Here is an 11,876-nt window from a genome sequence, read left to right on the forward strand (position 1 = left end):
TCAACCTCGTCCGGTTTCCGACATCCTCCAGCCCGCCTGCTAAGAATCGTGATGAACACGCCCAAACCTCCCAGACAAGAAACCTGTCAACCCGTCCGGGGGAGGAAAGTGGAGGGCCGCGCGGTGGCGGCACGGGCCGGCCGCATATATAAGGACAGCCCGGCCGGCTGTGCCGGTCGGGCTGTCCCTGACAGCAGTGGGGCGCGACCGAACCGGTCGCGCCCCAGCTGAGTTGCTGATCCGTGCGGGCCGTCAGGCCACGCGGCGGACCACGTAGTTCGAGCCGATCATCTTGCGCTTCGACACCCGCGCACCGGTGTGCGGGGAGTCGTACATGTAACCGCTGCCGGCGTAGATGCCGGCGTGGTAACCGTACGAGCCGTTGCGGAAGACGATCAGGTCGCCGATCTGCTTCTTCGACTTGGCGACCGCCTTGCCGTACTTCTGCTGCGAGTTGGCCTTGTGCGGCAGCTTCTTACCGGTGGTCTTGCGGTAGACGTACATCGTGTAGCCCGAGCAGTCGAAGCGCGTGGGGCCGGCCGCGCCGAACTTGTACAGCGAGCCCACGTGCTTCTTCGCCTCGTTGATGATCTTGTTGCCGTTCGGCACGACGCTCACATACGTCTTGCCGCCCGTCAGCGAGGCGAACTTGGCGGAGCCGGCGTAGACAGCGCGCAGGTAGCCGCTGGTCTTGGGCGCGAAGGTGATCGCGACCGAACCGCTCTTGCCCAGGTTCTTCGACTTCTGGCTGACCCACTTGCCCTTGCGGAACGCCTGCAGGCGCACCGTGCCGGACGTGACGACCTTGCCGTTCGCCGGGTTGATGTACTTGGCGGTCACCTTGACACTCTTGCCGGACTTAACTTTCCGGGTGGAGTACGAGGTCTTGACCACGGGCTTGACCTTTGCCGAGGCAGCCGCCGCCATGATGGGGGTGACGGTGGCGGCGCTGGCCGGCGAGGCTGCCACCAGCTGGCCGGCGCAAAGGCAGAGACCCAGGGACAGTGCGATGGTGCCGGCGCCACGCATGCGGCGGCCACGGCTCGAACTGTGTTCGTGCACGGTAGAGATATCCCTCCGGCACGCCTGCGAGGTTAGCTGTCGGGTTCGGGCGGGAAGGCTTGCCCGGTCACCGTTAGGCGACTTCACCCCAAGGTCTTCTCCGTGGTCGCCACCGGAGCGGGTGGCGCGGAGAGGACCACAATTGGGTCCCCCGTCCCTGCCCCCGTATGCCTGTGTTGGTCGTACATGGTGCTCGGGTGGTCGCGTCGACCGGCCCGGGGCAGGGCTCGGCGTGAACCAGGTCGTCGCGAGTCGGGCAGCGGGTGCCGCCGGCCAGACCTTGCTACCCGAAATTCTCGAAGGCTGCAGTATCCGATTTCGTCACCGAGAGTGATTGGCATATTGGCCGCTGTCCGATTTGTTACCAGGCGACGATAAATGCCATGACGACCGGTGATCAGTAAATTACTCCGGGTCCAAAGTTGCGGGTGAATCAGAACACATATTTCTTCGCCACCATTGGGGTGACGGCCGCCTGATATTCACTCTTCCGCCGTTCAAACCTTTCTCACCGGCCAAAATGGGTTCGGCCGAACGGCTGGTCTCGATGGCTCTCCGGAGCGCCCGCCCCGAGACGCTGAAATCGGACTCTCGGCAACTCGACGTAACGTGTCGTTCCGGTACCCTCGTCGCCGTGACGGACGGGAAAATGCCCCTGCGCGCCAAGGTCGCGACCTCCGTGTCGAAGACCGCGGCCGCGCTGTCCAGGGCTGCGGGACGCGGCGACGGCTCGGTCATCGGCGGCTGGATCGGGCTCAAGATCGATCCGGAGCTGCTGACCCACCTGGCCTCGGGCCGGGCGATCGCGCTCGTGTCCGGCACCAACGGCAAGACGACCACCACCCGGCTCGCGGCGGCCGCGCTCGGGGTGCTCGGCCCGGTGGCCACCAACTCCTTCGGCGCCAACATGCCCACCGGGCACACGTCGGCGCTGGCCAAGGCGGGCGCCACGCCGTTCGCCGTGCTCGAGGTCGACGAGCACTACCTGGCCCGGGTGATCGACGAGACCAACCCGCGCGTGGTGGCGCTGCTCAACCTCTCGCGCGACCAGCTCGACCGGGCCAAAGAGGTCGCGATGATGGCGCAGATGTGGCGCACCGCGCTGGCCGGCCACCCCGATGTCTCGGTGGTCGCCAACGCCGACGACCCGATGGTGGTCTGGGCCGCACAGGGCTCCTCCCACATCACGTGGTTCAGCGCCGGCCAGCGCTGGCTCGACGACTCCTTCGTCTGCCCCGAGAGCGGTCACCCGATCGAGCGCGCCAACGGCGACTGGTGGTGCACCGGCTGCCCGCTGCGCCGCCCGCAGGCGCAGTGGCGGGTCGAGGACGAGGGCGTGGTCGACCCGCGCGGCGACTGGCATCTGGTGAAGCTGCAGCTGCCCGGCACGGTGAACATCGGCAACGCGGCGACCGCGCTGGCCGTGGCGGCCGAGTTCGGGGTCCGCCCGATCGAGGCGCTCCCCCGGCTCTCGACGGTGGCTTCGATCGCCGGGCGCTACGCCCAGGTCGACCGGGACGGCCGCAACATCCGCCTGCTGCTGGCCAAGAACCCGGCCAGCTGGCTCGAGGCGTTCGACATGGCCGAGCAGGCGCCCACGCTGCTCTCCATCAACGCGCGGGACCCCGACGGGTTCGACACGTCGTGGCTGTACGACGTCGACTTCTCGCCCCTGCACAACCGCCCGGTGCTGATCACCGGCGACCGGGCGTTCGACCTCGCCGTACGCCTCGAGGTGAACGGAATCCCGTTCCGGCACGTGTTGAGTTTCGAGGAGGCGATCCGGTCGGTCCCGATGGGGCGCCTCGAGGTGATCGCCAACTACACGGCGTTCCAGGACATCCGAGCGGAGTTGGACCGTGTCAACTGAGCCTGCCCGCAACGGAAAACAGAAGGTAAGAGCATGAGCACTGAGGCCCTCAGAATCGTCTGGATCTTCCCGGACCTGCTGTCGACCTACGGCGACCGCGGCAACCTGCTGATCCTGGCCCGGCGCGCGGCGATGCGCGGCATCCCGGTCGAGACCTACTCCGTGCGCTCCGATCAGCCGATGCCTTCGACGGCCGACATCTATCTGATCGGTGGCGGCGAGGACGGCCCGCAGGCTCTGGCGGCCCAGCGCCTGATCAACGACGGCGGTCTGCACCGCGCGGTCAACCAGGGCGCGGCCGTGCTGGCCATCTGCGCGGGTTACCAGTTGTTCGGTCACTCGTTCTTCGCCAAGGGGGCCAAATGTCCCGGGCTGGGTCTGCTCGACCTGCACTCCGACCGGGGCGAAACCCGCGCGGTCGGCGAGATCCGCGGCGACATCGACCCCCGGCTGGGCCTGCCCCCGCTGAGCGGTTTCGAGAATCACGGCGGCCGCACCCACCTGGGTCCGGGCGTCGCCCCGCTCGCCCGGGTGACGGCCGGCATTGGCAATGACGGGCAGACCGAGGGAGCATGGCACGGGAAGATACTCGGCACGTACTCCCACGGGCCCGCTCTCGCTCGCAACCCAGCTATAGCCGATCTGCTACTGCGTTGGGCGACAGGCGCGGATAGTCTTTCCCCGGTCGACGACACCTGGCCCGACAAACTGCGAGCGGAACGACTTGCTGCCGCCGGCGCCTGACCCTGACCCGCATGATCCTGACCCGACGAGCCTGACCCTGACCCGACGAGCATTGGGCGGTAACCCTGCATGACTGACATCCTGATCGCCCCGCGGGGCGCACAGCCCGCGCTGGACCCTCAGGTTCCTCAGCCTTCGCAGCAGCACTCCTCCACCTCGATGGGCTGGAAGCGGCGTCTGGTCCGTTTCGGCATCCTCGGTCTGGTGGTGGCCGCTGTGGCCGTCGCTGCCGCCGTCCTGCCGCTTCAGGACATCGCCGACCAGTTCGCCCGGCTGGGCCCCGCCGCCGCCGTCGTCATGGCGGTTGTGGGTGGTCTGCTCCTGTCCGTCCTGGTTCCCCGCACGGCCATCACGCTGGCCTGCGGTGCGGTGCTGGGTGCGGCCACGGGCGCCGCGACCGCCCTGGCGGCCGCGGTGATCGCGGCGGCTGCCACTTACTACGCCGGCCGCTGGGTCGGCCGAGGCGCTCTTTCGGCCCGTACGGGCGGCCGGCTCGAGCGTCTCGACGGCTGGCTCAACCGTCGCGGCCTGTCGGCGGTGCTGCTGGTCCGCTTCCTGCCGCTGGCCCCGTTCGGCCTGGTCGGCTACGCCTACGGCACCACCAGCGTCTGCCGCAAGCGCTACCTGCTCGGCACCACGCTGGCCTCGATCCCGTCGGCCGTCTCGTACGCCGTGATCGGCGCCGCGGTGGTGCGCCCGGGCGAGATGAGCCCGCTGTCGCTGGCTCCGGCCCTGATCGGCTTCACCCTGACGACGTCGATCATCATTTGGTGGAAGCGCTCCGCCAAGAAGGCCGCCGCCACCGCCACCCTCGCGACCGCCTGACGCTGACCGAACCTCGAAGCGAGAACCCGCCGGTGCTGTACCGGCGGGTTCTCGCTTTTTGGCCAGGGCGCGCGACTCTGCCGGGCCGACAGGCTGCGCCTCGGCCCACGCCGGGCCGCACGTAGCCCGTACGGAATAACAGAGCAAGCAAAACCCGCCGTGACCGGCACGGCGGGTTTGCTCTTGAAGAAAGAAAAGCGTCAGACGACTACGCTCACCAGCCGCCCACTCACGACGATGACCTTCTTCGGCGAGCGCCCGGCCAGAGCCTCCGCCACCGACGCCAGAGCCGCCTCGCGCACCTCCGCCTCGGCGGCGGTCGGCGACACCTCGACGCGCGCTTTGACCTTGCCGTTCACCTGCACCGGGTAGGTGATCGACTCGGCCTTCAGCTGCTCCGGGTCGGCCACCGGGAACGGCGCGTAGGCCAGCGTGCCCGCGTGGCCCAGCTTGGCCCACAGCTCCTCGGCCAGGTGCGGCGCGAACGGCGACAGCATCAGCACCAGCGGCTCGACCGCCTCGCGCGACACCGTGGACAGCGGGGTCAGCGTGTTGGTCAGCTCGATCAGCTTGGCGATGGCCGTGTTGAAGCGCAGCTCGTCCAGGTCCTCGCTGACGCCGGCGATGGTGCGGTGCAGGTGCTTGCGCACCGCCGGCTCCAGCGGCTCGTCGCTGACCCGGGGGGCCCCGGACTCCTCGTCGACCACCAGGCGCCACACCCGCTGCAGGAAACGCTGCGACCCCACGACGGCGCGGGTCTCCCACGGGCGCGAGACGTCCAGCGGGCCCATCGCCATCTCGTACACCCGGAAGGTGTCGGCGCCGTACTGCTCGCACATCTCGTCGGGCGTGACGACGTTCTTCAGCGACTTGCCCATCTTGCCGTACTCGCGGATGACCTCGACGCCGTTGAACAGGTACTTGCCGTCGCGCTCGGTGACCTCCTCGGCGGGCACGATGACGCCGCGGGCGTCGCGGTACGCGTAGGCCTGGATGTAGCCCTGGTTGAACAGCTTGCGGAACGGCTCGAACGACGAGACGTGGCCCAGGTCGTACAGCACCTTGTGCCAGAAGCGGGCGTACAGCAGGTGCAGCACCGCGTGCTCGACGCCGCCGACGTACAGGTCGACGCCGCCGCAGTCGCCGTCGCGCTGCGGGCCCATCCAGTAGGCCTCGTTGTCGGGATCGACCAGGGCCTTCTCGTTCTTCGGGTCCAGATAGCGCAGCTCGTACCAGCAGGAGCCGGCCCACTGCGGCATGGTGTTGGTCTCGCGGGTGTACGACTTCAGGCCGTCACCCAGGTCCAGCTCGACGTTGACCCAGTCCTTCTTGCGCGACAGCGGGGTCTCGGGCTCGCTGTTCGCGTCGTCCGGGTCGAAGGTGCGCGGCGAGAAGTCGTCGACGTCGGGCAGCACGACCGGCAGCATCGAGTCGGGCAGCGCGACCGGCAGGCCGGTCTCGTCGTAGACGATCGGGAACGGCTCGCCCCAGTAGCGCTGCCGGCTGAACAGCCAGTCGCGCAGGCGGAACGTCGTCGCGCCCCGGCCGTGGCCGTGCTGCTCCAGCCAGGTGATCATGTCGGCCTTGGCCTCGACGACGCCCTTGCCGTCCAGCCAGTCGCTGTTGATCGCCACGCCGTCGCCGGTGTACGCGCCCTCGAAGTCCTCCGGGGCCTGCACCGTACGGATGATCGGCAGCTCGAAGACCTCGGCGAACGCCCAGTCCCGCTCGTCCTGGCCGGGCACCGCCATGATCGCGCCGGTGCCGTAGCCGGCCAGCACGTAGTCGGCGATGAAGACCGGGATGCTCGCGCCGTTGACCGGGTTGGTCGCGTAGGCGCCGGTGAAGACGCCGGTCTTCTCCTTGCCCTCGGTGCGCTGCTCGTCGGTCTTGGCCGCGGCCTCGGCCCGGTACGCAGCAATCGCGTCGGCCGGGGAACCGTGTCCGCCGGTCCACTTGACGTTCGTCGACGACGGCCACGCGGCCGGCGCGATCCGGTCGACCAGCTCGTGCTCGGGCGCCAGCACCATGTACGTCGCCCCGAACAGGGTGTCGGGCCGCGTGGTGAAGACGGTGATCTTGTCGTCGCCGACCGGGAAGTCGACGTGGGCGCCCCGCGAGCGGCCGATCCAGTTGCGCTGCATCATCTTGACCGGCTCGGGCCAGTCCAGCGTGTCCAGGTCTTCGACCAGCCGGTCGCCGAACGCGGTGATCCGCATCATCCACTGCTTCAGGCTGCGCTGGAAGACGGGGAAGTTGCCGCGCTCGCTGCGCCCCTCGGGCGTGACCTCCTCGTTGGCCAGCACCGTGCCCAGGCCGGGGCACCAGTTGACCGGCGCCTCGCTCACGTAGGCCAGGCGGTGGTCGTCGATCAGCCGGCGGCGCTCGACCGGCGACATCTCGGCCCAGCTCTTCCCGGGCGTCGGGCGGGCGCCGGACTCGAACTCGCTGATCAGCGCCGAGATCGGCCGGGCCTTGCGCACCTGGGGGTCGTACCAGGAGTTGAAGACCTGCAGGAAGATCCACTGCGTCCACCGGTAGTAGTCCGGGTCGGTGGTCGAGAACGAGCGTCGGTCGTCGTAGGCCAGGCCCAGGCGGCGCAGCTGGTTCTTGTAGCGCTCGACGTTGGCCGCCGTGGTGACCGCCGGGTGGGTGCCGGTCTGCACCGCGTACTGCTCGGCGGGCAGGCCGAACGCGTCGAAGCCCATCGGGTGCAGCACGTTGAAGCCGGCCATCCGCTTGTAGCGGGTGTAACTGTCGGTGCCGATGTAGCCGAGCGGGTGACCCACGTGCAGGCCCGCACCCGACGGGTACGGGAACATGTCCTGGACGTGCAGCTTGGGCGCCCCGGCCCGCGGGTGCCCGGGGTCGGCCAGCTCACCGGCCGGGTTGGGCGCGTGGAAGGTTCCGTTCTCGGCCCAGTAGGCCTGCCAGCGCGGCTCGATCTCGTTGGCCAGCGCGGCGGTGTACCGGAACTTCGGGGTCTCTGACTCGCTCATCGTCGGCATCCGTCTTCTCGTCTATTGGTGGCTGGGCACAAAAAAACCCCTCACGCAGGAGGGGTCGCCGTGCTGGTCCGCTAGATGCGGGAGCAGCACGGCCGGCTAAGAAGCAGGAAACGCCGAGCCATGGATTGCATGATACCGGTCGCCGCCCGAGAGCGGCGACCGGTATATGTGCGTTACGCCGCCGGTCCGTAGACCGACAGTTCGGTGCTGTCCTGGAACACGCAGCCGCTGACGGTCGGCGGCTGGCCGGCCGGGCAGAGGCCCGCGTCCTGACCCTGCGTGGTCAGCATCGTGTAGCGGACGAACTGGATGCCGTCGCCCGTGCCCGCGGCCAGCGCGACCGGGGTGGGCGTGACGGTGCCGACCGGGAAGGTGCCGCTCGCGGCGACCGCCCAGGTCGTGCCGTCGACCGAGGTCTCGACGCGGTAGCCACCGGTCGAGGCGGTCTCGTCGTCACCACAGGTGGCCGACGGGTTGATCACCAGCTCGGACACGTCCACCGCGCCGGAGAGCCGGATCACGGCGTTCTGTCCCTCCGGGGCCACGTCGGAGCCCCAGCCCGCGATCTGCGACTGGTCGATCAACTGCGCCGGGCCACAGCCGAACGGCGTGTAGTCGGGCCCGGTGAAGCTGACGATCCCGGCGCCGCCCGAGGAGCCCGCCCAGTCCTTGCGGACCGACCAGTTCTCGGTCCTGGTGCCGGAGTTGATCGACAGCGTCTTCACGACGATGTCGTAGCCGGCGCCGCGCGCGAACACCTTGGCGTACGTGCCCGGAATGATCCCCGAGATCGAGTACGAGCCGTCGGCGGCCGTGGTTGCCCGGTAGTCACCGGCGAAGCCGGAGGCGTGCCCGCCGAAGGCGACGGTCAGACCGGCCACGGCAGCGCCGGTGTCCGAGTCGGTGGCCTTGCCCTTGAGGGTGCCCCGCGGCGTGTTGGCCGACGGCGGCATCGAGAAGTCCTCGACCGGCTGGGCGTCGTCGCCGTCGATGGCAGCGGCGAAGTAGCCCATGCCCCGCTTGGCGAAGACCTTCCAGATCGCCTTGGCGTTCTTGCCGTTGTCGACGACCCGGTCGGCGGCGAGGATCGAGTTGCGCATGTCCAGGAAGGACGGGTTGGACGGCGAGAGCTCCATGCCGCGCGTCACGATCGACTGCGCGGTCCGGCTGCCGATCGCCTGACGCAGGTCCCACAGGGTCTGCGCCCAGATCTCACCGTCGGCGTGCACCTCGGGGCCACCGCCGTAGATCTTGCCGTAGTCGCCGTAGGTGAAGCCGCCGGCGCCCGCGCCCGGGGTTCCCGCGCAGTTGGCCGCCGCCGAGCCGACGGGGCAGTCAAGAGCCTCGTAGCGGATCGTGCCGCCCGCGGTCCAGTACTTGCCGATCAGCACCTCGCCCGCCTTGGCGGTGTCCTTCTCGAGGCCCTTGGCCACCAGGTAGTCCCAGGCGTAGAAGTCGCTCCACGCCTCACCCATCGCGCCGCCCTGCTGGCCGCTGAGGGTCGAGTTGCCGTCGGCGTCGACCACGAGGCGGTTGGACAGACCGTGGGTGTACTCGTGGAACACCACGTCGGCCTCGTCACCGGTGTTGGCGGCGACCGAGGCGGGGCCCGGGCTCAGCAGGTACATCTGCATGACCGGCGGGATGCCGTCGGGCGGGGTGTTCATGTTGGCGTTGTCGACGTGGTTCGGGTCGGGCAGGCCGTCCGCGGTGTTCGCGCCGTCCATGGCCTGGCCCTGCACGGCGTCGCCGTCACGCGCCTCGAAGTTGCCGGCGGCCCGGGTGAAGCCGATCGGGCCGGCCTTCAGGTGGTCGTGGAAGGTGCCCAGGAACGCGAACAGCTGCACCGCGTTCTGCTTGCGGTTGGTCTGCCACGAGTTGGGCGTCTCCGGGTCCCACGAGCAGGGGTACGCGTCGGAGCAGAGGCCACCGACCTCGTCGTTGAAGTCGACGAAGGGGTAGTTCCACTTGCGGACGCCGGAGGGACCGACCTCTTCGGACGCGTCGGGCAGGTCGTTGTCGTTCACGTCGGACCAGACGTGGGCGACGTTGCCGCTCAGCACGCGCGCGTTGTTCGGCAGCCAGCCCTTGGCCGTGACATCGACCGGCTTCTGCTTCCCGCCGCGGGCGGCGCCCGGGTAGTTCTCCCACACGTCGGCGGTGTCGTTGGCGACCGTGCTCTTGCGGTACAGCACGTCGCCGGTGGCCGCGTCGATCACGTGGACGTAGCCCTCGTCGACGACGATCGTCTGCCAGGCCAGGCGCGGGCCCGATGCGGTCTGGAACCAGACCTTCTTGGCGTTGCCGTTGTCGGCGAAGACGGTCTTGGCGCCCTCGGTCCCGGTGACTTTGGCCGCGGACGTGCCGAACACGTCCTTGACCGCGGCGGCGCGGGCGGCCGTAGCAGACAGCTTCGTGGCGCCGGCGGCGGCGGGGAGCGACTTGAGCGGCGCCCCGTCGACCTGCACCAGACGGCCGTCCTTGGCCACGTGCGCCTTCAGGCCGTTGCCGAAGACGGGCACTCCGTCGGCCACCTGCACCCAGCTCAGGTGGTGGGTGCCCTCGATGTCGACGTAGTCCTGGCGCAGCTCGAGGGTGGCCAGGTCGGCGGCGTCGAGGCCGAAGACCTCGGGGTGGGCCCGGATGTAGTCGAGCGCGATCTTCGTCGGCTTCTGCCGGCTCGGCCCGGTGAGGAAGCCGTCGAGCTTCGCCACCCGGCGGGGGGTACCGGTCGCCCGGTCGATGTCGACGATGCCCTGGACACCTAGGGAGTCACGCAGAGTGTTCACCGCGGAACCGGAGGGCGCCGGAACGGCGGCGCGGCTCAGGGCGGCGGTCGGTGCGGCGGCCGCGGCGGCGGCCAGGTTCTGGCGGGAGTCGTAGTCGGCTCGTCGCTGCGACTTGCTGTCGGTCGCCCCCGAAACGGCCCCGGGAAGCGGCGCGGCCTGTGCCTGCGCCGGCAGCAGCGATGCCAGCAAAATGACACCCGCGGCTGCCGCCCCCAACCGCCGGGTCGCGGACGGTACGGATAACGGTCTCAATTCAGCCCCTCTCGACCGGGCCTCACTGGTGAGACCCGTCGATGGCTGACTCTGGTTGCTGATCGGCAAATATAACTAGAGCGATGTCTGATTCTTTACCTATCCGATACACCTGTCCGGTTGACGGTTGTCGAATCAGCCCGGCGGCCGACCTCGGCGAGTTGCTGTGATCGGGCTAACCTGTGGTGACGGGGTGGAGGGCTCAGCCTTTTCGGTGATCTTTCGCCCCCGCGCCCCAGGATGGGCGCGCATACATACCTGGAGGAGGCCCGTGACAACCCCGACCTGGGACGAGCCCGGTGGACCAATGCCGAGCGACGAGTTCCGAGCCGCGACGTCGGCCATCATGACCAACATCGAACAGGTCATCGAGGGCAAGGGCGCAACGGTCCGGCTCGCGCTGGCGGTTCTGCTGGCCGAGGGCCACCTGCTCATCGAGGACGTGCCCGGTGTGGGCAAGACCAAGCTGGCCAAGGCGCTGGCCCGGTCCATCGACTGCTCCGTGCGCCGCATCCAGTTCACGCCCGACCTGCTGCCCAGCGACGTGACCGGCGTCAGCGTCTACAACCAGGAACAGCGCGACTTCGAGTTCCGGCCGGGCGCGGTCTTCGCCAACCTGGTGGTCGGCGACGAGATCAACCGCGCGTCGCCCAAGACCCAGTCCGCCCTGCTCGAGTGCATGGAGGAGCGGCAGGTCACCGTCGACGGCACGACCTACGAGCTTCAGGCGCCGTTCATGGTGATCGCGACGCAGAACCCGATCGAGATGGAGGGCACGTACCCGCTGCCCGAGGCCCAGCGCGACCGGTTCACCGCCCGTATCGCCATGGGCTACCCCGACCCCCGGGCCGAGCTGGCCATGCTCGACGGGCACGACGCGCACGACCCGCTGAACGATCTGCGCGCCGTCACCGACGCCGCGCAGGTGCGCCGGCTGATCGCCACCGCGCGTGACGTGCACGCGGCCGAGGCCGTCCAGCAGTACGCGATCGCGCTGGTCACCGCCACCCGCGAGGCGCCGGAGCTCCGGCTCGGCGCGTCCCCGCGGTCGACGCTCCAGCTGATCCGCACCGCGAAGGCGGTGGCGGCGCTCGAGGGCCGCGACTACGTGCTCCCCGACGACCTGCAGGCGCTGGCCGTGCCGGTGCTCGCGCACCGCATCATCCCCACCGCCGACGCGCAGCTCAACCGGCGCACGACCGACGCGATCGTCTCCGAGATCGTGCACCGCCTGCCGCTGCCGCACGACCGCAGCCGCTCGCCGTACGACACCCGGAACAACAGCGGCGGCCCCACCAACCAGTACGAGCCTCGGGGGCGCTGAAC

Annotated in this window: 7 protein-coding genes and 1 riboswitch; of the genes, 4 read left to right on the top strand and 3 right to left on the bottom strand. The window is 69.3% G+C overall.

Going from position 1 to position 11,876, the window contains the following annotated elements; all coding sequences use genetic code 11:
- Positions 1 to 252: 252 nt before the first annotated feature.
- On the bottom strand, positions 253 to 1,062 hold the full coding sequence (locus KXC43_RS12165) for a C40 family peptidase (protein ID WP_308129055.1): 810 nt from the start codon (positions 1,060 to 1,062) through the stop codon (positions 253 to 255).
- A 6-nt stretch (positions 1,063 to 1,068) separates the two neighbouring features.
- Positions 1,069 to 1,255: riboswitch (cyclic di-AMP (ydaO/yuaA leader) on the bottom strand.
- A gap of 456 nt (positions 1,256 to 1,711) precedes the next feature.
- Between KXC43_RS12165 and KXC43_RS12170 the strand changes: the two genes are divergently transcribed.
- The 3 genes from KXC43_RS12170 (at position 1,712) to KXC43_RS12180 (ending at position 4,501) form a co-directional block, all read left to right on the top strand.
- Complete coding sequence (locus KXC43_RS12170; RefSeq protein WP_221376292.1) at positions 1,712 to 2,932, top strand: Mur ligase family protein; 1,221 nt, start codon at positions 1,712 to 1,714, stop codon at positions 2,930 to 2,932.
- A 33-nt stretch (positions 2,933 to 2,965) separates the two neighbouring features.
- The gene (locus KXC43_RS12175) at positions 2,966 to 3,676 is read left to right on the top strand and encodes a type 1 glutamine amidotransferase (protein ID WP_221376124.1); all 711 of its coding nucleotides are present in this window, start codon (positions 2,966 to 2,968) and stop codon (positions 3,674 to 3,676) included.
- Positions 3,677 to 3,745: 69 nt separating this feature from the next.
- Positions 3,746 to 4,501, top strand: coding sequence for a TVP38/TMEM64 family protein (locus KXC43_RS12180; RefSeq protein ID WP_221376125.1), 756 nt, complete (start codon positions 3,746 to 3,748; stop codon positions 4,499 to 4,501).
- Between the two features lie 200 nt (positions 4,502 to 4,701).
- Here KXC43_RS12180 and leuS read toward each other — a convergent pair whose 3' ends face one another.
- Positions 4,702 to 7,509: a leucine--tRNA ligase gene (leuS, locus tag KXC43_RS12185; RefSeq protein ID WP_221376126.1), complete on the bottom strand. Its 2,808-nt coding sequence runs from the start codon at positions 7,507 to 7,509 to the stop codon at positions 4,702 to 4,704.
- Between the two features lie 173 nt (positions 7,510 to 7,682).
- Positions 7,683 to 10,487 carry a M36 family metallopeptidase gene (locus KXC43_RS12190; RefSeq protein ID WP_255643935.1) on the bottom strand — a complete coding sequence of 935 codons (2,805 nt, stop codon included), beginning with the start codon at positions 10,485 to 10,487 and terminating at the stop codon, positions 7,683 to 7,685.
- 334 nt (positions 10,488 to 10,821) lie between these two features.
- Here KXC43_RS12190 and KXC43_RS12195 point away from each other — a divergent pair, with 334 nt between their 5' ends.
- Positions 10,822 to 11,874 (top strand): AAA family ATPase, encoded by a 1,053-nt coding sequence (locus KXC43_RS12195; protein WP_221376128.1) that lies wholly within the window; start codon positions 10,822 to 10,824, stop codon positions 11,872 to 11,874.
- Positions 11,875 to 11,876 lie beyond the last annotated feature (2 nt).

It is taken from the genome of Paractinoplanes polyasparticus, assembly GCF_019710575.1.
In the GTDB taxonomy this organism is placed as follows: Bacteria; Actinomycetota; Actinomycetes; order Mycobacteriales; family Micromonosporaceae; genus Actinoplanes; species Actinoplanes polyasparticus.